Here is a 25,923-nt window from a genome sequence, read left to right on the forward strand (position 1 = left end):
TTTGCTTTCAGCTGTTAATCATCGTTACCAGATTGTTATTTGGCTTACCGCTCAGCTCACGAGGAGAAACCAGGGTACAGAGCTATGGCGCCTTGCAGGTAAACGAATGAAATATCAGTGAAACAACAGCAAATCAGCGTTTTTGCAGTCCGAATTATTCAAACCTGTATATCACTAATAACTGTCCTGATAACTTCGGTCAATACCATCACACTGTTACATAACTATTTGTCAGGTGAAAGAGAGACCTCATAACTTTTGCGCATTATATGCCTTTTCTGATGACGTTTGTAACAATATTGTTTAACATTTGTCAAATCAGATGATTAAAAATTAAAAAGATGTTGTTATCGTGACCCCGATCACTGTTCCAGAGAAAACCCAACAAACTGTATGTAGGTTAATTGTAATGATTTTGTGAACGGCCTATACTGCCGCCAGGTCTCCGGAACACCCTGCAATCCCGAGCCACCCAGCGTTGTAACGTGTCGTTTTAGCATTTGGAAGCAATGTTTTGCATGACGCGCAGTTATAGAAAAGGAACGCTGTCTGACCCGCATCGCAGTCCGGAGGAAGGAAACAATAAGAACAGCATGTGGGCGTTATTCATGATAAGAAATGTGAAAAAACAAAGACCTGTCAATCTGGATCTCAAAACGATCCGATTCCCTGTAACAGCAATAGCGTCCATTCTGCACCGTGTTTCTGGTGTGATTACGTTTGTGGCGGTTGGTATCTTGCTGTGGTTACTGGGAACCAGCCTCTCATCTCCTGAAGGATTCCTCCAGGCCTCAGCCATCATGAACAGCTTCTTCGTGAAATTTATCATGTGGGGCATTCTGACCGCGCTGGCCTATCACGTGGTTGGCGGCGTTCGCCATATGCTGATGGACTTTGGCTACCTGGAAGAGACGTTCGAGGCCGGTAAACGTACCGCTAACATTTCATTTGTGATCACTGTCGTGCTTTCACTTCTCGCAGGAGTTCTCGTATGGTAAGCAACGCCTCCGCATTAGGACGCAACGGCGTACATGACTTCATCCTGGTCCGCGCTACCGCCATCGTCCTCACGCTCTACATCATCTATATGATCGGTTTCTTCGCCACTAGCGGCACACTGACGTGGGAAATCTGGAGTGGTTTCTTCGGATCGGCCTTCACCAAAGTGTTCACCCTGCTGGCCCTGTTCTCCATCCTTATTCATGCCTGGATTGGCATGTGGCAGGTGTTGACCGATTACGTTAAACCGCTGGCGATTCGCCTTCCGCTGCAACTGATTATTGTTGTTGCTCTGCTGGTTTACGTCATTTATGGATTTGTTGTGGTGTGGGGTGTGTAATGAAACTGCCAGTCAGAGAATTTGATGCTGTTGTGATTGGTGCGGGTGGCGCAGGTATGCGCGCCGCACTGCAAATTTCCCAGAGCGGCCAGACCTGTGCGCTGCTCTCTAAAGTATTCCCGACCCGTTCCCACACTGTGTCTGCGCAGGGCGGTATCACCGTTGCGCTGGGTAATTCCCATGAAGATAACTGGGAATGGCACATGTACGATACGGTAAAAGGTTCCGACTACATCGGCGACCAGGATGCCATCGAATATATGTGTAAAACCGGCCCGGAAGCGATTCTGGAGCTGGACCACATGGGTCTGCCGTTCTCCCGTCTGGAAAATGGCACCATCTATCAGCGTCCGTTTGGCGGCCAGTCGAAAAACTTCGGCGGCGAACAGGCGGCACGTACCGCAGCAGCGGCTGACCGTACCGGTCACGCTTTGCTGCACACCCTTTATCAGCAAAACCTGAAAAACCACACCACCATCTTCTCCGAGTGGTATGCGTTGGATCTGGTGAAAAACGCCGATGGCGCGGTGGTGGGTTGTACCGCACTGTGCATTGAAACCGGTGAAGTGGTCTATTTCAAAGCGCGCGCAACCGTGCTGGCCACCGGCGGCGCAGGCCGTATCTATCAGTCCACTACCAACGCCCACATCAACACCGGTGACGGCGTTGGGATGGCTATCCGCGCTGGCGTGCCGGTGCAGGACATGGAGATGTGGCAGTTCCACCCAACCGGTATCGCCGGTGCGGGCGTGCTGGTGACAGAAGGCTGCCGTGGTGAAGGTGGCTACCTGCTGAACAAACATGGCGAGCGCTTTATGGAGCGTTATGCCCCGAATGCGAAAGACCTGGCGGGTCGTGACGTGGTGGCGCGTTCCATCATGATCGAAATCCGTGAAGGCCGCGGCTGCGACGGCCCTTGGGGCCCGCACGCGAAGCTGAAACTCGACCATCTGGGTAAAGAAGTGCTGGAATCCCGTCTGCCGGGCATTCTGGAACTGTCCCGCACCTTCGCCCACGTCGACCCGGTAAAAGAGCCGATTCCGGTTATCCCAACCTGTCACTACATGATGGGCGGTATTCCGACCAAAGTGACCGGTCAGGCGCTGACCGTGAACGAGCAGGGTGAAGACGTGGTCATCCCTGGTCTGTTCGCGGTAGGCGAAATTGCCTGCGTATCCGTGCACGGCGCAAACCGTCTGGGCGGCAACTCCCTGCTGGACCTGGTGGTATTTGGCCGTGCGGTGGGGCTGCATCTCCAGGAATCTATTGCCGAGCAGGGCGCGTTGCGTGATGCGAACGACGACGAGATTGATGCCTCTCTTGAGCGCCTCAACCGCTGGAACGGCAACCGTAACGGCGAAGATCCGGTGGAAATCCGTAAAGCGCTGCAAGAGTGTATGCAGCACAACTTCTCGGTATTCCGTGAAGGTGACGCGATGGCCAAAGGGCTTGAGCAACTGAAAACGATCCGCGAGCGTCTGAAGAATGCCCGTCTGGACGATACCTCGAGCGAGTTCAACACCCAGCGCGTTGAGTGCCTGGAGCTGGATAACCTGATGGAAACCGCGTTCGCCACTGCGATGTCGGCAAACTTCCGTACCGAAAGCCGTGGCGCCCATAGCCGCTTCGACTTCCCGGATCGTGATGACGAAAACTGGCTGTGCCATTCCCTGTATCTGCCAGAGTCGGAAACCATGACGCGTCGTAGCGTTAACATGGAACCGAAACTGCGTCCGGCGTTCCCGCCGAAGATTCGTACTTACTAATGCGGAGACAGGATAATGAAACTCGAATTCTCAGTTTATCGTTATAACCCGGATGTAGACGATGCTCCGCGTATGCAGGATTACACCCTCGAAGCGGAAGAAGGTCGTGACATGATGCTGCTGGATGCTTTAATCCAGCTGAAAGAAAAAGATCCTACGCTGTCGTTCCGCCGCTCCTGCCGTGAAGGGGTATGTGGCTCTGACGGTGTAAACATGAACGGCAAAAACGGTCTGGCCTGTATCACGCCAATTTCAGCGCTACAGCGTGCAGGCCAGAAAATTGTCATCCGTCCTCTGCCTGGCCTGCCGGTCGTGCGTGATTTGGTGGTGGACATGGGGCAATTCTATGCACAATATGAGAAGATTAAGCCTTACTTATTGAATAATGGGCAAAATCCACCCGCTCGCGAGCACTTACAGTCGCCTGAGCAGCGTGAAAAACTCGATGGGTTGTACGAGTGTATTCTCTGTGCATGCTGTTCAACGTCATGCCCGTCATTCTGGTGGAACCCGGATAAATTTATCGGCCCTGCGGGTCTGCTGGCTGCCTATCGCTTCCTGATCGACAGCCGCGATACCGAAACCGAGAATCGTCTGGAAGGGTTAAGTGACGCTTTCAGCGTATTCCGCTGCCATAGCATCATGAACTGCGTCAGTGTGTGTCCTAAGGGGCTGAACCCGACGCGCGCCATCGGCCATATTAAGTCGATGTTGTTGCAGCGCAGTGCGTAAGTAACAACGCCGGATGGCGCTGCGCTTATCCGGCCTACGTAACAGTAGGCCCGGTAAGCGTAGCGCCACCGGGCAAATTGCAGAAACCTTTAAAAACTGCCCTGAAGTTTAGACAGTTTCTAAAGGTTCCTTCGCGGGCCAAATGAAAAGAGCTCGCAGGTGAACCCCGGCACGTACACGTGGTGTGCGTGGTAGTTTCTACGGCGAAAGTAAGCATAAAAATGCTTAAGGGATCACGATGCAGAACGGCGCAATGAAAGCCTGGCTGGACTCTTCTTACCTCTCTGGTTCAAACCAGAGCTGGATAGAACAGCTCTATGAAGACTTCTTAACCGATCCTGACTCAGTGGACGCAAACTGGCGTTCCATGTTCCAGCAGTTGCCTGGTACAGGGGTCAAACCGGATCAATTCCATTCAAAAACACGTGATTATTTCCGTCGTCTGGCGAAGGATGCCTCACGTTACTCTTCTGCGATTTCCGACCCTGACACCAATGCGAAGCAGGTAAAAGTCCTGCAGCTTATCAACGCTTATCGCTTCCGTGGTCACCAGCATGCGAATCTCGATCCGCTGGGACTGTGGCAGCAGGAACGTGTAGCGGATCTCGATCCGGCTTATCACGATCTGACCGAGGCCGATTTCCAGGAAAGCTTTAACGTAGGTTCCTTTGCCATCGGCAAAGACACGATGAAGCTGGGCGATCTGATTGATGCGCTCAAGCAAACCTACTGCGGCTCCATCGGCGCGGAATATATGCACATTACCTCCACCGAAGAGAAACGCTGGATCCAGCAGCGTATCGAATCCGTGGCGGGTCACGCGAATTTCTCAGCAGATGAGAAAAAACGTTTCCTGAGCGAACTGACGGCAGCAGAAGGCCTTGAGCGCTATCTGGGCGCGAAATTCCCGGGCGCAAAACGCTTCTCACTGGAGGGCGGCGATGCGTTAGTCCCGATGCTGAAAGAGCTGATTCGTCATGCCGGTAAGAGCGGCACGCGCGAAGTGGTGCTGGGCATGGCGCACCGTGGCCGTCTGAACGTGCTGGTTAACGTGCTGGGTAAAAAACCGCAGGATCTGTTCGACGAATTTGCGGGTAAACATAAAGAGCACCTCGGCACCGGTGACGTGAAGTACCACATGGGTTTCTCGTCGGATATCGAAACCGAGGGCGGCCAGGTTCACCTGGCGCTGGCGTTTAACCCGTCGCACCTGGAAATCGTCAGCCCGGTGGTTATCGGTTCCGTGCGTGCGCGTCTGGATCGTCTGGACGAGCCGAGCAGCAATAAAGTGCTGCCAATCACCATTCACGGTGATGCGGCAGTCACAGGGCAGGGCGTGGTTCAGGAAACCCTGAACATGTCGAAAGCGCGTGGTTATGAAGTGGGCGGTACCGTTCGCATCGTAATCAACAACCAGGTGGGCTTCACCACCTCTAACCCGCTGGATGCGCGTTCTACCCCGTACTGCACCGACATCGGTAAAATGGTTCAGGCGCCAATCTTCCACGTAAACGCGGATAACCCGGAAGCCGTTGCTTTCGTTACCCGTCTGGCGCTGGACTTCCGTAACACCTTTAAGCGCGACGTGTTCATTGACCTCTTCTGCTACCGCCGTCACGGCCACAACGAAGCGGATGAGCCAAGTGCAACCCAGCCGCTGATGTACCAGAAAATCAAAAAACACCCGACGCCGCGTAAAATCTATGCTGACAAGCTGGAAAGCGAAAAAGTGGCGACGCTGGAAGATGCGACCGAAATGGTCAATCTTTATCGCGACGCGCTGGACGCGGGTGAATGCGTGGTCAAAGAGCTGCGCCCAATGAACATGCACTCCTTTACCTGGTCGCCGTACCTCAACCACGAGTGGGACGAGAGCTACCCGAACAAGGTTGAGATGAAGCGTTTGCAGGAGCTGGCTAAACGCATCAGCACCGTGCCGGAAGCGATCGAGATGCAATCCCGCGTGGCCAAGATCTATGGCGACCGCCAGGCCATGGCGGCGGGTGAAAAGCTGTTCGACTGGGGCGGCGCGGAAACGCTGGCCTATGCGACGCTGGTTGACGAAGGTATTCCGGTTCGTCTGTCCGGTGAAGATGCGGGTCGTGGCACTTTCTTCCACCGTCATGCGGTTGTACACAACCAGTCTAACGGTTCAACCTATACTCCGCTTCAGCACGTGCATAACGGTCAGGGCCAGTTCAAGGTCTGGGACTCCGTGCTGTCAGAAGAAGCGGTTCTGGCCTTCGAATACGGCTACGCCACCGCAGAACCCCGCACCCTGACTATCTGGGAAGCGCAGTTCGGTGACTTCGCCAACGGTGCGCAGGTCGTCATCGACCAGTTCATCTCCTCCGGTGAGCAGAAGTGGGGCCGTATGTGTGGTCTGGTGATGTTGCTGCCGCACGGCTATGAAGGACAAGGGCCGGAGCACTCCTCCGCGCGTCTGGAGCGTTATCTGCAACTCTGCGCCGAGCAGAACATGCAGGTCTGCGTGCCGTCCACCCCGGCTCAGGTGTACCACATGCTGCGTCGTCAGGCGCTGCGCGGTATGCGTCGTCCGCTGGTGGTCATGTCGCCAAAATCCCTGCTGCGTCATCCGCTGGCGGTTTCGAGCCTGGATGAACTGGCTAACGGCACCTTCCTGCCAGCCATCGGTGAAATTGACGAGCTGGATCCGCAGGCCGTTAAGCGTGTCGTAATGTGTTCTGGTAAGGTTTATTACGACCTGCTGGAACAGCGCCGTAAGAACGATCAGAAAGATGTCGCCATCGTGCGTATCGAGCAGCTTTATCCGTTCCCGCATCAGGCGATGCAGGAAGTACTGAAACAGTACGCTCACGTTCATGATTTTGTCTGGTGCCAGGAAGAGCCGCTCAACCAGGGCGCATGGTATTGCAGCCAGCATCATTTCCGTGAAGTGATTCCATTTGGGTCTGCCCTGCGTTATGCAGGTCGCCCGGCCTCCGCCTCTCCGGCGGTAGGGTATATGTCCGTTCACCAGAAGCAGCAACAAGATCTGGTCAATGACGCGCTGAACGTCGATTAATTAAAGGATACATAATGAGTAGCGTAGATATTCTTGTTCCCGACCTGCCTGAGTCCGTAGCAGATGCAACCGTCGCCACCTGGCACAAAAAACCAGGCGACGCGGTAACCCGTGACGAAGTGCTGGTAGAAATCGAAACTGACAAAGTGGTACTGGAAGTACCGGCTTCAGCGGATGGCATTCTGGATGCAGTCCTGGAAGACGAAGGTACGACCGTGACTTCTCGCCAGATCCTGGGTCGCCTGCGTGAAGGCAACAGCGCGGGCAAAGAGTCCAGCGCGAAATCTGAAGAGAAAGCGTCTACCCCAGCCCAGCGCCAGCAGGCGTCTCTGGAAGAGCAAACCAATGACGCGCTCAGCCCGGCGATCCGTCGCCTGCTGGCTGAGCACAGCCTCGATCCGGCAGCCATCAAAGGTACCGGCGTGGGTGGCCGTCTGACTCGCGAAGATATCGACAAGCATCTGGCAAAAGCGCCTTCAGAGGCGAAAGCGGAAGCGAAAGCCCCTGCGGCAGCACCAGCGGCACAGCCAGCTCTGGGCGCACGTAGCGAAAAACGCGTGCCGATGACCCGCCTGCGCAAGCGCGTGGCCGAGCGTCTGCTGGAAGCGAAAAACTCCACCGCGATGCTGACCACCTTCAACGAAGTCAACATGAAGCCAATCATGGACCTGCGCAAGCAGTACGGTGACGCGTTTGAAAAACGTCACGGTATCCGTCTGGGCTTCATGTCCTTCTACGTGAAAGCGGTAGTTGAAGCGCTGAAACGCTACCCGGAAGTGAACGCGTCTATCGATGGCGATGACGTGGTTTACCACAACTACTTCGACGTCAGCATGGCGGTTTCTACCCCACGCGGCCTGGTCACCCCGGTTCTGCGTGATGTGGACACCCTGGGTATGGCTGACATTGAGAAGAAAATCAAAGAGCTGGCCGTGAAAGGCCGCGACGGCAAGCTGACCGTTGAAGACCTGACCGGCGGTAACTTCACCATTACCAACGGTGGCGTGTTCGGCTCGCTGATGTCTACCCCGATCATCAACCCGCCGCAGAGCGCGATCCTGGGTATGCACGCCATTAAAGATCGTCCAATGGCGGTAGACGGTAAAGTTGAGATCCTGCCGATGATGTACCTGGCGCTCTCATACGATCACCGCCTGATCGACGGCCGCGAGTCCGTAGGCTTCCTGGTTGCCATTAAAGAGCTGCTGGAAGATCCAACGCGTCTGCTGCTGGACGTTTAGTAACTATTTAGCATCACCTGCCCTGTAGGCCGGATAAGCGTAGCGCCGGTCTACAGGTTTGAAGATAACGATTACCCTGAAGGATGGATAGAACACATGAACTTACATGAATATCAGGCCAAACAGCTGTTTGCCAGGTCAGGCTTACCGGCTCCGGTGGGTTATGCCTGTACTACCCCGCGTGAAGCAGAAGAAGCCGCATCTAAAATCGGTTCCGGCCCGTGGGTAGTTAAATGTCAGGTTCACGCTGGTGGCCGTGGTAAAGCGGGCGGTGTGAAGGTTGTTAAGAGCAAAGAAGAGATCCGTGCGTTTGCTGAACATTGGCTCGGCAAGCGTCTGGTAACCTACCAGACAGATGCGAATGGCCAGCCGGTCAACCAGATCCTGGTTGAAGCGGCAACCGACATCGCGAAAGAATTGTACCTCGGCGCAGTCGTAGACCGTAGCTCCCGTCGCGTGGTGTTCATGGCATCTACCGAAGGCGGCGTGGAAATCGAAAAAGTGGCGGAAGAGACCCCGCACCTGATCCACAAAGTGGCAATCGATCCGCTGGCGGGCCCAATGCCTTACCAGGGACGTGAGCTGGCGTTCAAACTGGGTCTGGAAGGCAAGCTGGTTCAGCAGTTCACCAAGATCTTCATGGGGCTGGCGACCATCTTCCTGGAGCGCGATCTGGCGCTGATCGAGATCAACCCGCTGGTGATCACCACCCAGGGCGACCTGATCTGCCTCGACGGCAAGCTGGGCGCTGACGGCAACGCGCTGTTCCGCCAGGCGGATCTGCGCGAAATGCGCGACCAGTCTCAGGAAGATCCGCGTGAAGCGCAGGCTGCCCAGTGGGAGCTGAACTACGTGGCGCTGGATGGCAACATCGGCTGCATGGTTAACGGTGCGGGCCTGGCAATGGGCACCATGGACATCGTTAAGCTGCACGGCGGTGAGCCAGCGAACTTCCTCGACGTGGGCGGTGGCGCAACCAAAGAGCGCGTAACCGAAGCGTTCAAAATCATTCTCTCTGACAGCAACGTAAAAGCGGTTCTGGTGAACATCTTCGGCGGTATCGTACGTTGCGACCTGATCGCCGACGGTATCATCGGCGCGGTAGGAGAAGTGGGCGTTAACGTTCCGGTTGTTGTACGTCTGGAAGGGAATAACGCTGAACTCGGCGCGAAAAAACTGGCTGACAGCGGCCTGAATATTATTGCAGCGAAAAGTCTGACGGATGCAGCTCAGCAGGTTGTTGCCGCAGTGGAGGGGAAATAATGTCCGTTTTAATTAATAAAGATACCAAGGTTATCTGCCAGGGCTTCACCGGTAGCCAGGGGACTTTCCACTCCGAACAGGCGATTGCCTACGGTACGCAGATGGTTGGCGGCGTAACCCCAGGTAAAGGCGGCACCACGCACCTGGGCCTGCCGGTGTTCAACACCGTGCGTGAAGCAGTAGAAGCGACGGGCGCAACCGCGACCGTGATCTACGTTCCAGCGCCGTTCTGCAAAGACTCTATTCTGGAAGCGATCGACGCAGGCATTAAGCTGATCATCACCATCACCGAAGGCATCCCGACGCTGGATATGCTGACCGTGAAGGTGAAGCTGGACGAAGCAGGCGTGCGCATGATCGGCCCGAACTGCCCAGGCGTTATCACCCCGGGCGAATGCAAAATCGGCATCATGCCGGGCCACATTCACAAACCGGGCAAAGTGGGCATCGTGTCCCGTTCCGGTACCCTGACCTATGAAGCAGTTAAGCAGACCACCGATTACGGCTTCGGCCAGTCCACCTGCGTGGGCATCGGCGGTGACCCGATCCCAGGCTCTAACTTCATCGACATCCTTAAGCTGTTCCAGGAAGATCCACAGACCGAAGCGATCGTGATGATCGGTGAGATCGGTGGTAGCGCGGAAGAAGAAGCGGCTGCTTACATCAAAGATCATGTGACCAAGCCGGTGGTGGGTTACATCGCGGGTGTGACCGCGCCGAAAGGCAAACGTATGGGTCACGCGGGTGCGATTATCGCTGGCGGTAAAGGTACGGCTGATGAGAAATTCGCAGCACTGGAAGCCGCAGGCGTGAAAACCGTTCGCAGCCTGGCGGATATCGGTGAAGCACTGAAATCCATCATTAAGTAAGTCCTCTCTGCTCCCCGAATGGGGCGCGTTGAAGTATAAAAAAATGTCCGTTTCGACATGGTTGGCCGCTGTAAAGCGGCCTTTTTTTATTGTCTGCGTTTAGCCACCAGAGTGAATTTATAGTCGTCGGTATTAAACACGTTGCGACTGTATTCAAATACCCGGCCGTCTTTTAGGAAGCCGCGGGAAACTTTTTCAAGAATTGGTTTTGCCGGATCGAGCGCCAGGGCGGCAATCGCCTCGTCCGATGGCATGACTGGCACCAGCTCCTGCTCGCTGCGATCGATAACCAGCTTTTTGACCTGCTCAATGTAATGGTATTTCGACTGTTCCATTACTTCCCAGGTGAGGTCGGGGAACATCGCCAGCGGCATCCATGTCTCTTCCAGATTCACCGGCTTTTCCCTGATGAAGCGTACGCGCTTGACGTGCCAGACCTTATCATCCGGATTGAGCGCCAGTTTTGCCGCGAGCCGCTCATCGGCTTTCACCACTTCGAAGACGCTGACGTCGCTGTGCGTATCAACGTTGCGATCCGCCAGTTTTTCGTAAAAGCCGGTAAGCTGATAAATATCGTAATTCACCCGCTCCTCTTTTACATACGAGCCGCTGCCCTGAATGCTTTCGATGATCTGCTCGTCGGCGAGCAGCTTCAAAGCCTGCCGCACGGTGACACGGCTAACGTTAAATGCCTCCTGAAGGCTGGATTCCGTCGGCAGCGCGTCTCCGGGTTTTAATTCCCCGGCGTTAATCTTCTCGCGGAACGCATCGGCGATCTGCCGGTACATCGGTTTATTGCCCATTGTGTTACGCCTTTTTAATACCTTTTTAGGGGAATTATGCCTTCAGTGACTGATTTGTAAATAATACAAATTAAATACAAATATCGTTGTTAGTGAAAATGATCACATAAATGTATTATCCAGTCTGCCACAATCCTCCCCAGACAATAACTTTGGATAGGTGAGGATCTTATGAACCTGACGACTCTGACCGACCCCCGTGCTGTCTGCGTGCAGGCGCAGTTTACCAGCCGTGATGAGGCAATCCGTCAGCTTGCGACGCGGCTGGTAGCGTTGGGCAAAATAGCCGACGCCGATACGTTTCTGGCAGAGGTTTTCCATCGCGAATCGCTTGGCCCGACGGCGCTGGGCGAGGGGCTGGCCGTACCCCATGGTAAATCAGCGGCAGTAAAGGAAGCGGCTTTTGCCGTGGCAACACTGCGCGAGCCGCTGGCCTGGGAAGGCGTGGACGGACCGGAGGAGGTCGAGCTGATTTTTTTGCTCGCCATTCCTCCCGCACAAGCGGGATCAACGCATATTCAGGTGCTGACGGAACTGACGTCCCGCCTGGCGGATGACGATCTCAGGGCGCACGTGATGACGGCGACCAGCGCGGAAGCGGTGCTTGCGGCGCTGGAAACGACGCCTGACGCGCAAGAAACCGCCGTCGCAGAGAATGCCCCGACGATCGTCTGCGTTACCGCCTGTCCGGCCGGGATCGCCCATACCTACATGGCAGCGGAATATCTCGAAAAAGCGGGACGTAAGCTCGGCGTCAATGTAGTGGTCGAAAAGCAGGGGGCAAACGGTATTGAGGGGCGCATCACCGCGCAGCATTTGCAGGAGGCAAAAGCGTGTATCTTCGCGGCGGAAGTGGCGATCAAAGAGCGTGAGCGTTTTCAGGGGATCCCCGCCATTTCCGTGCCCGTCGCGGAACCCTTGCGCCATGCGGAAGCGCTCATTGAGCGTGCGCTGGCGCTACAGCCTGTATCCGATGCGCGTCCTGCGCACGTCGACACGGACGCGAAAAAGTCCGTTAAAACCGAACTCAAGCAAGCGCTGCTCAGCGGTATCTCCTTTGCGGTGCCGCTGATTGTCGCTGGCGGCACGGTGCTGGCCGTGTCGGTACTCCTGGCGCAAATCCTGGGCTTGCAGCACCTGTTCGATCAGGAAAACTCGTGGCTGTGGATGTACCGCAAACTGGGCGGTGGGATGCTCGGCATTCTGATGGTCCCTGTTCTGGCGGCCTATACCGCTTACTCGCTGGCGGATAAACCTGCGCTTACGCCGGGCTTTGCGGCGGGCCTTGCCGCCAATATGATCGGCTCCGGCTTTCTGGGGGCCATCGTCGGCGGGCTGATTGCGGGCTACCTGATGCGCTGGGTGAAAAACCACATCCGGCTGAGTAGCCGCTACAACGGCTTTCTGACCTTTTATCTCTATCCGGTGATTGGCGTACTGGGCGCAGGCAGCCTGATGCTGTTTGTGATCGGCGAACCGGTGGCCTGGATCAATAACGCTCTGACCGCCTGGCTTAATGGTCTCTCCGGCGCGAACGCGCTGCTGCTGGGGGCGATCCTGGGCTTTATGTGCTCGTTCGATCTGGGCGGTCCGGTCAACAAAGCCTCTTACGCGTTCTGTCTGGGCGCGATGGCCAACGGCGTATACGGGCCTTATGCGATCTTCGCCTCCGTCAAAATGGTTTCGGCCTTTACCGTGACGGCATCAACGATGCTGGCTCCGAATCTGTTTAAACAGTTCGAAATTGAGACCGGCAAATCCACCTGGCTGCTGGGGCTGGCGGGCATCACCGAAGGGGCAATTCCGATGGCTATCGAGGATCCGTTGCGAGTCATCGGCTCATTTGTTCTGGGGTCAATGGCGACCGGAGCGATTGTCGGAGCGATGGGTATTGGGCTCTCCACCCCGGGCGCGGGCATTTTCTCTCTCTTCTTACTGCATGATGCCGGGCTGGGCGGCGTGATAGCCGCTGCCGGCTGGTTTGGCGCCGCGCTGGTGGGCGCCGCAATCTCTACGCTCATTTTACTGCTCTGGCGACGCCAGGCCGTGAAGAGCGGTACCTACGTGACTGAAGACATACCATCCTAAACACGCACTGACAGGAAACGAAGATGAAAGCTGTATCTCGCGTTCATATCACGCCACATATGCACTGGGACCGGGAGTGGTACTTCACCACCGAAGCGTCACGTATTCTTCTGGTCAATAATATGGAAGAGATCCTCACCCGTCTTGAGCAGGACGCAGAGTATAAATACTACGTTCTCGACGGCCAGACGGCGGTGCTGGAAGATTATTTTGCCGTGAAACCGGAAAACAGGCCACGCGTGAAGGCGCTGGTGGCGGCCGGGAAGCTGATTATCGGGCCGTGGTATACCCAGACGGACACCACCCTTGTCTCCGGCGAGTCGATTGTGCGCAATCTGATGTACGGCATGCGCGACTGTCTGGCCTTTGGCGAGCCGATGAAAATTGGCTATCTGCCGGACTCCTTCGGCATGTCTTCCCAGCTGCCACACATTTACAACGGTTTTGGCATCACGCGCACCATGTTCTGGCGCGGCTGTTCCGAGCGGCACGGTACCGATAAAACCGAATTTCTCTGGCAAAGCCAGGACGGCAGCGAAGTGACGGCACAGGTGCTGCCGCTGGGCTACGCGATTGGTAAGTACTTACCGGAGGATGAAGCCGGACTGCGCAAACGGCTCGACAACTACTTCGAGGTGCTCGAAAAAGCCTCCGTGACGAAAGAAATTTTGCTGCCTAACGGCCATGATCAGATGCCGCTCCAGCAGAACATATTTGCGGTGATGGATAAGCTGCGCAAAATCTACCCGCAGCGTCAGTTTGTGATGAGCCGCTTCGAGGAGGTGTTTGACCATATCGATGCGCACCGCGATGAACTGGCGACGCTGAAAGGGGAATTTATTGACGGTAAATATATGCGGGTGCACCGGACGATCGGCTCCACGCGGATGGACATCAAAATCGCCCACGCCCGGATAGAGAATAAAATCGTCAACGTCCTCGAGCCGTTGGCTACGCTTGCCTGGACGCTGGGCTTTGACTATCACCACGGCTTGCTGGAAAAAATGTGGAAAGAGATCCTCAAGAATCACGCCCACGACAGTATCGGCTGCTGCTGCAGCGATAAAGTGCATCGCGAGGTGATGTCGCGCTTTGAGCTGGCGGAAGACATGGCCGATAACCTGACGTGCTTCTATATGCGCAAGATTGTCGACAACATGCCGCAGAGCGAGGAAGACAAACTGGTGATGTTTAACCTCACGCCCTGGCCGCGTGAGGAAGTGATCAACACCACGATACGTCTGCGCGCCAGCCAGTTCCGCCTGTTGGACGAAAAGGGAAATGAAATCCCTTATTATCTCCGCAGCGCGCGTGAGATAGACCCCGGGCTGATTGACCGGCAGATAGTGCATTACGGCAACTACGATCCCTTCATGGAGTTTGACATCCAGCTCAACCAGATCCTGCCATCTATGGGTTACCGCACGCTCTATATCGAGCCGCACGTGGCCGGCAAACTGCAGACGCCAGATAAATCGCCGGAGGCGTTACTGGAAAATGCTTTCTGGGAAGTAACGTTAAACGAGGACGGTACTTTGCGTCTGCTCGATAAAGCGTCCGGGCTTATCTATGACCGCGCGCTGGAAATTGAAGAGAGCTCGGATGATGGCGATGAGTACGACTACTCGCCTTCACGGGAAGAGTGGAGACTCTCTTCCGCGCAGGGCGAACATGAGGTTGAGGTGATCCACGAGGCCTGGCAGAGCAGGGCGGTGATCCGCCATCGAATGGCGGTGCCAGCGGATCTCGCTGAACGTTCTGCGCGTCAGCAGACGGGAACGCTTGAGGCAGAACTCACGGTCACGCTCAGCCATAACAGCCGACGTATCGACGTCGAGGCACGTCTCGGAAATCACGCGGATGACCACCGTGTGCGGGTGCTGATCCCGACACCATTCACCACAGAGACGGTCTTAGCCGATACCCAGTTTGGTTCGCTGACGCGCCCTGTACAGGATGAAGCGATGGCAAACTGGCAGGAGGAGGGATGGAAGGAAGCGCCGCTGCCGGTGTGGAATCTGCTCAACTACGCGGTGCTCCAGGAACGGCGTAACGGGATGGCGCTATTTACCGAAGGGTTGCGCGAATTTGAAGTAACAGGTGAGCGTCAAAAAACGTTTGCCCTGACGTTGCTTCGCGGCGTGGGGTTGCTTGGGAAGGAAGACTTACTTCTGCGCCCTGGCAGACCGTCCGGGATCAAAATGCCGGTGCCTGATTCGCAGATGCGGGGTCAGTTAACCTGTCGCTTTAGCCTGTTCAGTTTTAATGGTTCGCCCGTCAGTGCTGGCGTTGCGCAGCAGGCGAAGTCGTGGTTAACGCCAGTGCACTGTTATAACAAAATTCCGTGGGATGCGATGAAGCTTAACCGTGCCTCTTTCACCACACCCTGTAGCTATAGCCTGCTAACGCTGGCGCCTAACGGATGTGTACTCAGTGCGCTGAAAAAAGCGGAGGATCGTGACGAGATGATTCTTCGTCTGTACAACCCTTCGGAGACCCGCTCCTGTGACGTGGCTTTGTCTGTGAACCGTGAGGTCCAGGCCTGTTGCGAAACGGACATGAATGAGGTGTGCAAAGCGCAAGGGGAGGAGGGCTCAGCCATTACGGGGCCTTTCAGGCCAGGCCAGTCACGCACCTTCAGCATAAAAATTGAAAGGTAATCTCAAGAACAATATCAAGGCCGCATCCCCTGCGGCCTTTATTTCATCAAATAGTCACTAAAGGGTGTTAATTTTAAGATTAGCGAAGGTGAATGAAATGTAATCTTTTAGGCGGGTAGTAAAACGAAAGAAAAATACTGTGAAGCGGATAACATTATATGTTTCTCTCCCTGCAAAAAGGTCTTTTTTCACACGCGTTAATAAAAATCACAACTGTTTATATTATCTTCTGGCTTTTATAACCATTAATGCCTTTAAATATACATGTTATTAACAAGGTTTTTACTATCCATGTCACAAAGAAACATCATTAACAGTGCCGGCTGTTTTTGATTTAAATCAATGTTTAATCCTTGGAAAAAGGCTCCAAAAGGCGTTAAATTGTTCCCGATCAAAATGGCCGAAAAGTGGTAATTTTGCTATAAATTGATCGCCGTCGAAAAACGTAAATCTGTTCGAATAAAAACCTGTTTATTGTAAGGGTTTTGCAGCGTATTATATTTACGGGATCAATTTGGTTTTTTCTTAACGTATTTGTAACCTTTCATCATTGCTTTTTCCTCCTGTAGAGAATAAGCAACGAAGAAGGGAAGCAGATAACTTTGTATTGGGGCATGCGTGTGGATCCTTATCTAACGGGGTTCACTCTCGGAGTCTTCATGCGATGAGCAAGGAGTCATAATGTTAGACGTAGTCGAACTGTCGCGCTTACAGTTTGCCTTGACCGCGATGTACCACTTCCTTTTTGTGCCGCTGACGCTCGGTATGGCGTTCCTGCTGGCCATCATGGAAACGGTTTACGTCCTCTCCGGCAAACAGATTTATAAAGATATGACCAAGTTCTGGGGCAAGTTGTTTGGTATCAACTTTGCGCTGGGCGTGGCAACCGGTCTGACCATGGAGTTCCAGTTCGGGACAAACTGGTCTTACTATTCCCACTATGTAGGGGATATTTTCGGTGCGCCGCTGGCCATTGAAGGTCTGATGGCCTTCTTCCTCGAATCCACCTTTGTAGGTCTGTTCTTCTTCGGTTGGGACCGTCTGGGTAAAGTCCAGCATATGGCGGTAACCTGGCTGGTGGCATTAGGCTCCAACTTGTCCGCACTGTGGATCCTGGTGGCGAACGGCTGGATGCAAAACCCAATCGCATCTGATTTCAACTTCGAAACCATGCGTATGGAGATGGTCAGCTTCGCTGAGCTAGTCCTGAACCCGGTTGCCCAGGTTAAATTCGTGCACACCGTGGCGTCTGGCTATGTGTGCGGCGCGATGTTCGTGCTGGGCATCAGCTCCTACTATATGCTGCGCGGCCGTGACTTCGCGTTCGCCAAGCGTTCTTTCGCTATCGCAGCAAGCTTCGGTATGGCCGCGATTCTGTCCGTTATTGTTCTGGGTGATGAATCCGGTTACGAAATGGGTGACGTGCAGAAAACCAAACTCGCCGCAATTGAAGCTGAATGGGAAACCCAGCCGGCACCGGCAGCGTTTACCCTGTTCGGCGTGCCTGACCAGGACGCGCAGGAAAACCGCTTCGCCATTCAAATTCCTTACGCTCTGGGTATTATCGCCACGCGCTCCGTCGACAAACAGGTGACTGGCCTGAAAGATCTGATGGTGCAGCATGAAGAGCGTATCCGTAACGGGATGAAAGCCTACTCGCTGCTGGAACAGCTGCGCGCCGGCTCTACCGACCAGGCCGTTCGCGATCAATTTAACGACGTGAAGAAAGACCTCGGTTACGGTCTGCTGCTGAAACGCTATACCCCGAACGTCTCCGACGCGACGGAAGCGCAGATTCAGATGGCAACCAAAGACTCTATTCCACGCGTTGCGCCGCTGTACTTCGCGTTCCGCATCATGGTGGGTTGCGGCATTATCATGCTGCTGATCATCGCGGCCTCGTTCTGGTCAGTCATTCGTAACCGTATCGGTGAGAAAAAATGGCTGCTGCGCACCGCGCTGTACGGTATCCCACTGCCATGGATTGCTATCGAGTCCGGCTGGTTTGTTGCGGAATATGGCCGTCAGCCATGGGCGATCGGTGAGGTGCTGCCAACAGCGGTAGCGAACTCCTCCCTGACCGCAGGCGACCTGATCTTCTCCATGCTGCTGATTTGCGGTCTGTACACCCTGTTCCTGGTGGCTGAACTGTTCCTGATGTTCAAGTTCGCGCGCCTTGGCCCAAGCAGCCTGAAAACCGGTCGCTACCACTACGAGCAGTCTGTTACGACTACTCAGCCGGCACGCTAAGACAGGAGTCATCAAATGATCGATTATGAAGTATTGCGTTTTATCTGGTGGCTGTTGATCGGCGTTCTGCTGATTGGTTTTGCGGTCACCGATGGTTTCGATATGGGCGTGGGCATGCTCACCCGTTTCCTCGGTCGTAATGACACCGAGCGTCGAATCATGATCAACTCCATCGCCCCGCACTGGGACGGTAACCAGGTGTGGCTGATCACCGCAGGCGGCGCGCTGTTCGCTGCCTGGCCGATGGTTTACGCGGCTGCGTTCTCCGGCTTCTATGTGGCGATGATTCTGGTGCTGGCCTCTTTATTCTTCCGTCCGGTAGGTTTTGACTACCGCTCCAAGATTGAAGACACCCGCTGGCGTAACATGTGGGACTGGGGCATCTTCATTGGTAGCTTCGTTCCACCGCTGGTCATTGGTGTGGCGTTCGGTAACCTGTTACAGGGCGTACCGTTCCACGTCGACGAATATATGCGTCTGTTCTACACCGGTAACTTCTTCCAGCTGCTGAATCCGTTTGGTCTGCTGGCGGGCGTGGTGAGCGTGGCGATGATCATCACCCAGGGCGCAACCTATCTCCAGATGCGTACCGTGGGTGAACTGCACCTGCGTTCCCGTGCGACCGCTCAGGTGGCGGCGCTGGTGACGCTGGTCTGCTTCGCGCTGGCAGGCGTGTGGGTCGTGTACGGTATTGATGGCTACGTGGTGACCTCCGCCATTAACCATACCGCACCGTCTAACCCGCTGACCAAAGAGGTGGCGCGTCAGGCTGGCGCATGGCTGGTGAACTTCAACAATATGCCTGCGCTATGGGCTATCCCTGCTCTGGGTGTGCTGCTGCCACTGCTGACAGTGTTAATGTCTCGTCTGGAGAAAGGCGCTATGGCGTTCGTGTTCTCTTCCCTGACGCTGGCGTGCATTATCCTGACGGCAGGTATTGCTATGTTCCCATTCGTGATGCCATCCAGCACCATGATGAATGCTAGCCTGACCATGTGGGATGCAACGTCCAGCCAGTTGACGTTGAACCTGATGACGTACGTTGCTTGCGTGTTCGTGCCGATTATCCTGCTCTACACCGCCTGGTGTTACTGGAAAATGTTCGGTCGCATCACTAAAGAACATATCGAAAGCAACACCCACTCTATGTATTAAGTAAGGAGCTGAATATGTGGTATTTCGCATGGATTTTAGGGACGCTTCTTGCCTGTGCATTTGGTGTCATCACTGCCCTGGCGCTTGAGCATGTAGAAGCGTCTAAAGCAGGTGAAGATAAGCACTAATGAATATTATCGCAACGTTATATGCGGTAATGGACAAGCGCCCCCTGCGGGCGCTTTCCCTCATTATGGCATTACTGCTGGCGGGCTGTATCTTCTGGGACCCGTCGCGCTTCGCGGCTAAAACCAGCGAGCTTGAGATCTGGCACGGCTTCCTGATTATGTGGGCGGTGTGTGCAGGTGTGATTCACGGTGTCGGCTTTCGTCCGAAAGCGCTTCACTGGCAGGGCATCTTCTGCCCGCTGATTGCCGATCTGGTTCTTCTCGCCGGTTTGATTTTCTTCTTCTTCTGAATAAGAAATGTCCGTTAATGATATGGGCTTACCCGAGCCCATAAAAATTTACTCTCCGTTTACTTTCCCCCATTCCAAACCATCATTCCCGCGCGTATAGTAGCGAAGTTTGAAAGCTCCAACTTTTCTTGTATTACCGGGATGTAAAGTGAATACAACGCTGTTTCGATGGCCGGTACGTGTCTATTACGAAGATACCGATGCCGGTGGTGTGGTCTACCACGCCAGCTACGTTGCTTTTTATGAACGGGCACGCACAGAGATGCTGCGCCATCATCACTTTAGTCAACAGGTGCTGTTGGCTGAGCGAGTTGCCTTCGTGGTACGCAAGATGACGCTTGAGTATTTTGCGCCTGCCAGACTCGACGATATGCTCGAAGTCCAAACAGAAATTACATCAATGCGCGGAACTTCACTGGTTTTCACGCAGCGGATAGTCAATGCAGAGAACACGGTACTGAACTCAGCTGAAGTCCTGATTGTCTGTGTTGATCCAACCATAATGAAGCCTCGTGCGCTTCCTAAGTCTATTGTCGCGGAGTTTAAGCAGTGACTGACATGAATATCCTTGATTTGTTCCTGAAGGCAAGCCTTCTGGTTAAACTTATCATGTTGATTTTGATTGGTTTTTCAATCGCATCCTGGGCCATCATCATCCAGAGAACGCGTATCCTCAATGCCGCTGGCCGCGAAGCCGAAGCGTTTGAAGATAAGTTCTGGTCGGGTATAGAGCTTTCTCGTCTCTATCAGGAAAGCCAGGGACGCCGTGATAACCTTTCAGGCTCCGAACAAATTTTTTATAGTGGTTTCAAAGAGTTCGCTCGCTTACACCGTGCTAACAACCATGCGCCGGAAGCCGTGGTAGAAGGTGCGTCGCGTGCGATGCGCATTTCCATGAATCGCGAACTGGAAAATCTTGAAACGCATATTCCTTTCCTCGGTACCGTTGGCTCCATCAGCCCGTATATCGGCCTGTTTGGTACGGTGTGGGGGATCATGCACGCCTTTATCGCCCTGGGGGCGGTGAAGCAGGCAACCTTGCAGATGGTGGCACCGGGTATCGCAGAAGCACTGATCGCGACCGCAATCGGTCTGTTCGCGGCAATTCCGGCGGTAATGGCGTACAACCGTCTGAACCAGCGCGTGAATAAACTGGAACTGAACTACGACAACTTTATGGAAGAGTTCACCGCGATTCTGCATCGTCAGGCGTTTACCAGCACCGAGAGCAACAAGGGGTAAACCATGGCCAGATCGCGTGGACGAGGTCGTCGCGAGCTCAAGTCCGAAATCAATATCGTTCCGTTACTGGACGTGCTGCTGGTGCTGCTGCTGATCTTTATGGCGACAGCCCCCATCATCACCCAGAGCGTAGAAGTTGATCTGCCGGATGCGACAGAATCACAGGCGGTAAGCACCAATGACGATCCTCCGGTCATCATTGAGGTTTCCGGCGTAGGGCAGTACAGCGTGGTGGTCGAGAAGGATCGTATGGATCAGCTCCCCCCAGAGCAGGTTATTGCTGAAGCGCAACGACGCCTGGAGTCAAATCCGAAGACGGTCTTCTTAATCGGTGGTGCGAAAGACGTACCATATGATGAAATTATCAAAGCGCTGAACTTGCTACATAGCGCGGGCGTTAAGTCAGTTGGCTTAATGACTCAGCCTATTTGATCATCTGCGTAGTTTTTGGGAACCGATAGTGTCAAAGGCAACCGAACAGAACGACAAGCTTAAGCGAGCGATAATCGTCTCCGCAGTGCTGCACGTGATTCTTTTTGCAGCGCTGATCTGGAGTTCGTTCGATGAGCACATTGATGCATCGGGCGGTGGTGGAGGCTCATCCATCGACGCCGTCATGGTAGATCCCGGTGCGGTAGTGCAGAACTATAATCGTCAGCAACAGCAGCAGGCGAGCGCAAAACGCGCTGAAGAGCAGCGTGAAAAACAGGCGCAACAGCAGGCGGAAGAGCTGCGTGAAAAGCAGGCCGCCGAGCAGGAACGTTTGAAGCAGCTTGAGAAAGAGCGTTTGCAGGCGCAGGAAGCCGCGAAAGAGCAGGCGGAGCAGCAGAAACAGGCTGAAGCCGCAGCGAAGAAAGCGCAGGAACAGCAGAAGCAGGCGGAGGAGGCGGCAGCCAAAGCCGCAGCAGACGCTAAGGCGCAGGCAGATGCTCAGGCGAAAGTAGCCGCAGAAGCAGCGAAAAAAGCCGCTGCTGACGCGCAGAAGAAGGCCGAAGCAGAAGCCGCGAAGAAAGCCGCTGCTGATGCGAAGAAGAAAGCGGAAGCCGAAGCCGCGAAAAAAGCCGCTGCTGACGCACAGAAGAAAGCCGAAGCAGAAGCCGCGAAGAAAGCCGCCCAGGAAGCAGAGAAAAAAGCGGCCGCCGAAGCGGCGAAGAAAGCGGCTGCCGCTGAGAAAGCTGCGGCAGAAAAAGCCGCCGCTGCGGAAAAAGCCGCTGCTGATAAAAAAGCTGCAGCTGAGAAAGCCGCTGCCGATAAGAAAGCAGCAGCCGAAAAAGCCGCTGCTAAAAAGGCCGCTGCCGCTGAGAAAGCTGCCGCAGCCGCAGGAGTTGACGATCTGCTGGGCGACCTGAGTTCCGGTAAGAATGCACCGAAAACGGGCGGTGGGGCGAAAGGAAATGGACAGCCGTCAAAAGACAGCGGTACCTCCGGAGCCAACGGTGGGGCAACAGGTGCAGATATCAGTGCTTATGCCAAACAGATCCAGGTTGCGATTCAGAGCCGACTCTTTGATGCAGGCCTGTATCAGGGCAAGCAATGCGTACTGCACATCAATCTTGCGCCAGACGGCAGGTTGAAAAGCGTGACGTCTGAAGGGGGCGATCCTGCGCTCTGTCAGGCTGCGCTGGCCGCAGCCAGATCGGCGAACATTCCTAAACCGCCTAGCGAGGCTGTTTATGAAAGGATAAAAGATGCCAAACTGGACTTTAAGCTGTAATCAACTCTTCTAACGGAAGTATGAAAAACAGTCTATGGTCGTAAACAGGATAAGTAGTTTTGTCTATTTGGGTTTGTTAACATTCTGCTAAATTATCGTGGGTAAGGTTACCCAGATAAGGGAGATATGATGAAGCAGGCATTACGTGTAGCAGTTAGTTTTTTAATGCTGTGGGCAGCTGTACTGCACGCAGAAGTACGTATCGAGATCACCCAGGGGGTGGACTCGGCGCGTCCGATTGGTGTCGTTCCGTTCCAGTGGGCAGGCCCGGGCGCTGCGCCTGAAGATATTGGCGGCATTGTTGCAGCTGACCTGCGTAACAGCGGTAAATTTAACCCATTAGATCGTTCCCGCCTGCCTCAGCAGCCGGGTACTGCGCAGGACGTTCAGCCTGCTGCATGGTCTGCGCTGGGTATTGATGCGGTAGTTGTCGGTCAGGTTACGCCTGCACCAGACGGCGGCTATAACGTTGCGTATCAGCTGGTTGATACCGGCGGTGCGCCGGGTACCGTTCTGGCTCAGAACACGTATAAAGTGAACAAGCAGTGGCTGCGCTACGCTGGCCATACGGCAAGTGACGAAGTGTTTGAGAAGCTGACCGGTATTAAAGGTGCGTTCCGTACCCGTATCGCGTACGTGGTACAGACCAACGGCGGCCAGTTCCCTTATGAGCTGCGCGTCTCTGACTACGATGGTTACAACCAGTTCACCGTACACCGTTCACCGCAGCCGCTGATGTCTCCGGCATGGTCTCCGGACGGCTCAAAGCTGGCGTATGTGACCTTCGAAAGCGGCCGCTCCGCGCTGGTCATCCAGACGCTCTCTAACGGTGCTGTTCGTCAGGTTGCGTCATTCCCACGTCACAACGGTGCACCTGCGTTCTCTCCGGACGGTACCAAACTGGCGTTTGCCCTGTCTAAAACCGGTAGCCTGAATCTGTACGTAATGGATATTGGTTCTGGTCAGATCCGTCAGGTCACGGATGGTCGTAGCAATAACACTGAGCCAACCTGGTTCCCGGACAGCCAGAATCTGGCCTTTACGTCCGACCAGGCAGGTCGTCCACAAGTTTATAAAGTGAATATCAACGGCGGAGCAGCGCAGCGTATTACCTGGGAAGGTTCTCAGAACCAGGATGCTGACGTCAGTGCCGATGGTAAAACAATGGTAATGGTTAGCACTGCGGGTGGTCAGCAGCACATTGCCAAACAAGATCTGGTAACGGGAGGCGTACAAATACTGTCGTCAACGTTCCTGGATGAAACGCCAAGTCTGGCACCTAACGGCACTATGGTAATCTACAGCTCTTCTCAGGGGATGGGATCCGTGCTGAATCTGGTTTCTACAGATGGGCGTTTCAAAGCGCGTCTTCCGGCAACTGATGGACAGGTAAAATCACCTGCCTGGTCGCCGTATCTGTAATAATAATTAATTGATTACTAAAGGAATCTTAGAAATGCAACTGAACAAAGTGCTGAAGGGGCTGATGATCGCTCTGCCTGTAATGGCAATCGCAGCGTGTTCTTCTAACAAGAACGCAAGCAATGACCAGAGCGGCGAAGGCATGATGGGTGCCGGCACCGGTATGGACGCTAACGGCAATGGCAACATGTCTTCTGAAGAGCAAGCGCGTCTTCAGATGCAGCAGCTGCAGCAGAACAACATCGTTTACTTCGATCTGGATAAATACGACATCCGTTCTGACTTCGCTGCAATGCTGGATGCGCACGCAAACTTCCTGCGTAGCAACCCGTCTTACAAAGTCACCGTAGAAGGTCACGCGGACGAACGTGGTACTCCAGAGTACAACATCTCCCTGGGTGAACGTCGTGCGAACGCTGTTAAAATGTACCTGCAGGGTAAAGGCGTTTCTGCTGACCAGATCTCCATCGTTTCTTACGGTAAAGAAAAACCAGCAGTACTGGGTCACGACGAAGCGGCTTACTCCAAAAACCGTCGTGCCGTACTCGTTTACTAAGAGAATTGCATGAGCAGTAACTTCAGACATCATCTGATGAGTCTGTCGTTACTGGTTGGAATAGCGGCCCCCTGGGCCGCTTTTGCTCAGGCACCAATCAGTAGTGTCGGCTCAGGCTCGGTAGAAGACCGGGTCACTCAACTCGAGCGTATCTCTAACGCTCACAGCCAGCTTTTAACTCAACTCCAGCAGCAACTTTCTGACAACCAGAACGATATCGATTCCCTTCGTGGTCAGATCCAGGAGAGTCAGTATCAGCTTAATCAGGTTGTGGAACGCCAGAAGCAAATCTTGTCGCAGATGGATAGCCTGAGCAGCGGCGGTGCGGCTGCACAGCCCGCAGCAGGCGATCAAAGCGGTGCGGCGACGCCTGCACCTGCGGCAGATGCCTCCCCGTCGTCAGGTGCGCCTGTACAGAGCGGTGACGCGAATACGGACTATAACGCGGCCATTGCCCTGGTACAGGACAAATCGCGCCAGGACGATGCTATCGTTGCGTTTCAGAACTTCGTTAAGAAGTACCCTGATTCTACTTACCAGCCAAATGCGAACTACTGGCTGGGTCAGTTGAATTACAACAAGGGTAAAAAGGATGATGCGGCGTTTTATTTTGCCTCTGTGGTGAAAAATTACCCGAAATCACCGAAAGCGCCGGATGCGATGTATAAAGTCGGCGTGATCATGCAGGACAAAGGCGACACTGCAAAAGCCAAAGCGGTTTATCAGCAGGTGGTTGCGAAATTCCCGGGTACAGACGGCGCCAAACAAGCGCAAAAACGTTTGAGTTCGATGGGTTGATTATCGCATGACCAGAAATCGCGTTATTTCTGGTCGTGCAGCATGATTCCTAAGCAGTTAAGTGATCTTCATCGAAATTTTTGTTGCGCAGAATTCTTAAATCAGTAATATATGCCGCCGTTGCCACGGGATATCAAACAACGTGAAAGCAGCGCAAAAGTGGGTCGTTAGCTCAGTTGGTAGAGCAGTTGACTTTTAATCAATTGGTCGCAGGTTCGAATCCTGCACGACCCACCACTTAAAGCAGTTCCGGCAGTACAGAGTGGGTGATTAGCTCAGTTGGTAGAGCATCTCCTTTACACGGAGGGGGTCGGCGGTTCGAGCCCGTCATCACCCACCACTCGGGTCGTTAGCTCAGTTGGTAGAGCAGTTGACTTTTAATCAATTGGTCGCAGGTTCGAATCCTGCACGACCCACCAATTTTATTGGTTCCGAGTGATAATTCAGGCAACACCCGAATGGGTCGTTAGCTCAGTTGGTAGAGCAGTTGACTTTTAATCAATTGGTCGCAGGTTCGAATCCTGCACGACCCACCAGCCTGAATAGATTTGAAGTACATCC

General features: G+C 54.2%; 22 protein-coding genes and 4 tRNA genes. 25 read left to right on the forward strand and 1 reads right to left on the reverse strand.

All coding sequences use genetic code 11. The features are described 5' to 3' along the window. Positions 1 to 593: 593 nt before the first annotated feature. The 8 genes from sdhC (at position 594) to sucD (ending at position 10,256) form a co-directional block, all read left to right on the forward strand. Positions 594 to 998, forward strand: a complete 405-nt coding sequence (gene sdhC, locus ACQG2Q_RS06865) for a succinate dehydrogenase cytochrome b556 subunit (protein ID WP_026080740.1) — start codon at positions 594 to 596, stop codon at positions 996 to 998. Continuing rightward, positions 992 to 1,339, forward strand: coding sequence for a succinate dehydrogenase membrane anchor subunit (gene sdhD, locus ACQG2Q_RS06870; RefSeq protein ID WP_003858621.1), 348 nt, complete (start codon positions 992 to 994; stop codon positions 1,337 to 1,339). The genes sdhC and sdhD overlap by 7 nt, the downstream gene beginning before the upstream one ends. After that, entirely contained in the window at positions 1,339 to 3,105 is a 1,767-nt protein-coding gene (gene sdhA, locus ACQG2Q_RS06875) for a succinate dehydrogenase flavoprotein subunit (RefSeq protein ID WP_063850188.1), read from the forward strand. Before sdhD ends, sdhA begins: the two co-directional genes overlap by 1 nt. Positions 3,106 to 3,120: 15 nt before the next feature. Continuing rightward, positions 3,121 to 3,837 (forward strand): succinate dehydrogenase iron-sulfur subunit, encoded by a 717-nt coding sequence (locus tag ACQG2Q_RS06880; protein WP_022647461.1) that lies wholly within the window; start codon positions 3,121 to 3,123, stop codon positions 3,835 to 3,837. A 238-nt stretch (positions 3,838 to 4,075) separates the two neighbouring features. After that, a complete protein-coding gene (gene sucA, locus ACQG2Q_RS06885) occupies positions 4,076 to 6,883 on the forward strand; it encodes a 2-oxoglutarate dehydrogenase E1 component (protein ID WP_096216951.1) in 2,808 nt (935 codons plus the stop codon). Positions 6,884 to 6,897: 14 nt separating this feature from the next. Then, positions 6,898 to 8,124, forward strand: coding sequence for a 2-oxoglutarate dehydrogenase complex dihydrolipoyllysine-residue succinyltransferase (gene odhB, locus ACQG2Q_RS06890; RefSeq protein ID WP_023299612.1), 1,227 nt, complete (start codon positions 6,898 to 6,900; stop codon positions 8,122 to 8,124). A 96-nt stretch (positions 8,125 to 8,220) separates the two neighbouring features. Next, on the forward strand, positions 8,221 to 9,387 hold the full coding sequence (sucC, locus tag ACQG2Q_RS06895; RefSeq protein WP_022647464.1) for an ADP-forming succinate--CoA ligase subunit beta: 1,167 nt from the start codon (positions 8,221 to 8,223) through the stop codon (positions 9,385 to 9,387). After that, positions 9,387 to 10,256, forward strand: coding sequence for a succinate--CoA ligase subunit alpha (gene sucD / locus ACQG2Q_RS06900; RefSeq protein ID WP_006809578.1), 870 nt, complete (start codon positions 9,387 to 9,389; stop codon positions 10,254 to 10,256). The genes sucC and sucD overlap by 1 nt, the downstream gene beginning before the upstream one ends. An 86-nt stretch (positions 10,257 to 10,342) precedes the next feature. Here sucD and ACQG2Q_RS06905 read toward each other — a convergent pair whose 3' ends face one another. Continuing rightward, positions 10,343 to 11,059, reverse strand: coding sequence for a GntR family transcriptional regulator (locus tag ACQG2Q_RS06905; RefSeq protein ID WP_022647465.1), 717 nt, complete (start codon positions 11,057 to 11,059; stop codon positions 10,343 to 10,345). Positions 11,060 to 11,230: 171 nt separating this feature from the next. On the opposite strand from ACQG2Q_RS06905, the gene mngA reads away from it, so the two are divergent. From mngA to ACQG2Q_RS06990, 17 genes are all read left to right on the forward strand, one after another. Beyond that, the gene (mngA, locus tag ACQG2Q_RS06910; protein ID WP_063850187.1) at positions 11,231 to 13,147 is read left to right on the forward strand and encodes a PTS 2-O-a-mannosyl-D-glycerate transporter subunit IIABC; all 1,917 of its coding nucleotides are present in this window, start codon (positions 11,231 to 11,233) and stop codon (positions 13,145 to 13,147) included. Positions 13,148 to 13,170: 23 nt separating this feature from the next. After that, positions 13,171 to 15,807: a mannosylglycerate hydrolase gene (mngB, locus tag ACQG2Q_RS06915; protein ID WP_096216952.1), complete on the forward strand. Its 2,637-nt coding sequence runs from the start codon at positions 13,171 to 13,173 to the stop codon at positions 15,805 to 15,807. Positions 15,808 to 16,488: 681 nt separating this feature from the next. Further along, positions 16,489 to 18,057 (forward strand): cytochrome ubiquinol oxidase subunit I, encoded by a 1,569-nt coding sequence (gene cydA, locus ACQG2Q_RS06920; RefSeq protein ID WP_023299615.1) that lies wholly within the window; start codon positions 16,489 to 16,491, stop codon positions 18,055 to 18,057. A gap of 15 nt (positions 18,058 to 18,072) precedes the next feature. Next, the gene (cydB, locus tag ACQG2Q_RS06925) at positions 18,073 to 19,212 is read left to right on the forward strand and encodes a cytochrome d ubiquinol oxidase subunit II (RefSeq protein ID WP_022647469.1); all 1,140 of its coding nucleotides are present in this window, start codon (positions 18,073 to 18,075) and stop codon (positions 19,210 to 19,212) included. Positions 19,213 to 19,226: 14 nt separating this feature from the next. Further along, complete coding sequence (gene cydX / locus ACQG2Q_RS06930; RefSeq protein ID WP_014169181.1) at positions 19,227 to 19,340, forward strand: cytochrome bd-I oxidase subunit CydX; 114 nt, start codon at positions 19,227 to 19,229, stop codon at positions 19,338 to 19,340. Then, positions 19,340 to 19,630 carry a cyd operon protein YbgE gene (gene ybgE, locus ACQG2Q_RS06935; protein ID WP_003858596.1) on the forward strand — a complete coding sequence of 97 codons (291 nt, stop codon included), beginning with the start codon at positions 19,340 to 19,342 and terminating at the stop codon, positions 19,628 to 19,630. Before cydX ends, ybgE begins: the two co-directional genes overlap by 1 nt. A gap of 148 nt (positions 19,631 to 19,778) precedes the next feature. After that, positions 19,779 to 20,183, forward strand: a complete 405-nt coding sequence (gene ybgC, locus ACQG2Q_RS06940) for a tol-pal system-associated acyl-CoA thioesterase (protein WP_003858593.1) — start codon at positions 19,779 to 19,781, stop codon at positions 20,181 to 20,183. Then, positions 20,180 to 20,872, forward strand: a complete 693-nt coding sequence (gene tolQ, locus ACQG2Q_RS06945) for a Tol-Pal system protein TolQ (protein ID WP_022647470.1) — start codon at positions 20,180 to 20,182, stop codon at positions 20,870 to 20,872. Before ybgC ends, tolQ begins: the two co-directional genes overlap by 4 nt. 3 nt (positions 20,873 to 20,875) lie before the next feature. Continuing rightward, complete coding sequence (gene tolR, locus ACQG2Q_RS06950; protein ID WP_003858589.1) at positions 20,876 to 21,304, forward strand: colicin uptake protein TolR; 429 nt, start codon at positions 20,876 to 20,878, stop codon at positions 21,302 to 21,304. 28 nt (positions 21,305 to 21,332) lie between these two features. Then, on the forward strand, positions 21,333 to 22,586 hold the full coding sequence (tolA, locus tag ACQG2Q_RS06955) for a cell envelope integrity protein TolA (protein ID WP_023299616.1): 1,254 nt from the start codon (positions 21,333 to 21,335) through the stop codon (positions 22,584 to 22,586). 129 nt (positions 22,587 to 22,715) lie between these two features. After that, positions 22,716 to 24,008, forward strand: a complete 1,293-nt coding sequence (gene tolB / locus ACQG2Q_RS06960) for a Tol-Pal system beta propeller repeat protein TolB (protein WP_022647472.1) — start codon at positions 22,716 to 22,718, stop codon at positions 24,006 to 24,008. Between the two features lie 34 nt (positions 24,009 to 24,042). Beyond that, the gene (pal, locus tag ACQG2Q_RS06965; protein WP_003858578.1) at positions 24,043 to 24,564 is read left to right on the forward strand and encodes a peptidoglycan-associated lipoprotein Pal; all 522 of its coding nucleotides are present in this window, start codon (positions 24,043 to 24,045) and stop codon (positions 24,562 to 24,564) included. A 9-nt stretch (positions 24,565 to 24,573) separates the two neighbouring features. Further along, positions 24,574 to 25,362 carry a cell division protein CpoB gene (gene cpoB / locus ACQG2Q_RS06970; protein WP_063850183.1) on the forward strand — a complete coding sequence of 263 codons (789 nt, stop codon included), beginning with the start codon at positions 24,574 to 24,576 and terminating at the stop codon, positions 25,360 to 25,362. Between the two features lie 161 nt (positions 25,363 to 25,523). Further along, positions 25,524 to 25,599: transfer RNA gene (locus ACQG2Q_RS06975), tRNA-Lys, on the forward strand. A gap of 27 nt (positions 25,600 to 25,626) precedes the next feature. Next, positions 25,627 to 25,702, forward strand: a tRNA-Val gene (locus tag ACQG2Q_RS06980). Positions 25,703 to 25,705: 3 nt separating this feature from the next. Next, positions 25,706 to 25,781: transfer RNA gene (locus ACQG2Q_RS06985), tRNA-Lys, on the forward strand. Positions 25,782 to 25,822: 41 nt separating this feature from the next. Next, positions 25,823 to 25,898 (forward strand) — tRNA-Lys (locus ACQG2Q_RS06990). Positions 25,899 to 25,923: the final 25 nt, after the last annotated feature.

Origin of the sequence: Enterobacter cloacae complex sp. 370H10, assembly GCF_050031535.1 — a bacterium.
GTDB lineage: Bacteria > Pseudomonadota > Gammaproteobacteria > Enterobacterales > Enterobacteriaceae > Enterobacter > Enterobacter intestinihominis.

Bases quoted from the DNA above. Each gene is read 5' to 3' on its own strand.
- tolB (WP_022647472.1), top strand. From the start codon at position 22,716: ATGAAGCAGGCATTACGTGTAGCAGTTAGTTTTTTAATGCTGTGGGCA.
- cydB (WP_022647469.1), top strand. From the start codon at position 18,073: ATGATCGATTATGAAGTATTGCGTTTTATCTGGTGGCTGTTGATCGGC.
- sucD (WP_006809578.1), top strand. From the start codon at position 9,387: ATGTCCGTTTTAATTAATAAAGATACCAAGGTTATCTGCCAGGGCTTC.
- ACQG2Q_RS06905 (WP_022647465.1), bottom strand. From the start codon at position 11,059: ATGGGCAATAAACCGATGTACCGGCAGATCGCCGATGCGTTCCGCGAG.
- tolR (WP_003858589.1), top strand. From the start codon at position 20,876: ATGGCCAGATCGCGTGGACGAGGTCGTCGCGAGCTCAAGTCCGAAATC.
- cydA (WP_023299615.1), top strand. From the start codon at position 16,489: ATGTTAGACGTAGTCGAACTGTCGCGCTTACAGTTTGCCTTGACCGCG.
- mngA (WP_063850187.1), top strand. From the start codon at position 11,231: ATGAACCTGACGACTCTGACCGACCCCCGTGCTGTCTGCGTGCAGGCG.
- sucA (WP_096216951.1), top strand. From the start codon at position 4,076: ATGCAGAACGGCGCAATGAAAGCCTGGCTGGACTCTTCTTACCTCTCT.
- odhB (WP_023299612.1), top strand. From the start codon at position 6,898: ATGAGTAGCGTAGATATTCTTGTTCCCGACCTGCCTGAGTCCGTAGCA.
- ybgE (WP_003858596.1), top strand. From the start codon at position 19,340: ATGAATATTATCGCAACGTTATATGCGGTAATGGACAAGCGCCCCCTG.
- ACQG2Q_RS06880 (WP_022647461.1), top strand. From the start codon at position 3,121: ATGAAACTCGAATTCTCAGTTTATCGTTATAACCCGGATGTAGACGAT.
- sdhD (WP_003858621.1), top strand. From the start codon at position 992: ATGGTAAGCAACGCCTCCGCATTAGGACGCAACGGCGTACATGACTTC.
- cydX (WP_014169181.1), top strand. From the start codon at position 19,227: ATGTGGTATTTCGCATGGATTTTAGGGACGCTTCTTGCCTGTGCATTT.
- cpoB (WP_063850183.1), top strand. From the start codon at position 24,574: ATGAGCAGTAACTTCAGACATCATCTGATGAGTCTGTCGTTACTGGTT.
- sdhC (WP_026080740.1), top strand. From the start codon at position 594: ATGTGGGCGTTATTCATGATAAGAAATGTGAAAAAACAAAGACCTGTC.
- mngB (WP_096216952.1), top strand. From the start codon at position 13,171: ATGAAAGCTGTATCTCGCGTTCATATCACGCCACATATGCACTGGGAC.
- sdhA (WP_063850188.1), top strand. From the start codon at position 1,339: ATGAAACTGCCAGTCAGAGAATTTGATGCTGTTGTGATTGGTGCGGGT.
- sucC (WP_022647464.1), top strand. From the start codon at position 8,221: ATGAACTTACATGAATATCAGGCCAAACAGCTGTTTGCCAGGTCAGGC.
- pal (WP_003858578.1), top strand. From the start codon at position 24,043: ATGCAACTGAACAAAGTGCTGAAGGGGCTGATGATCGCTCTGCCTGTA.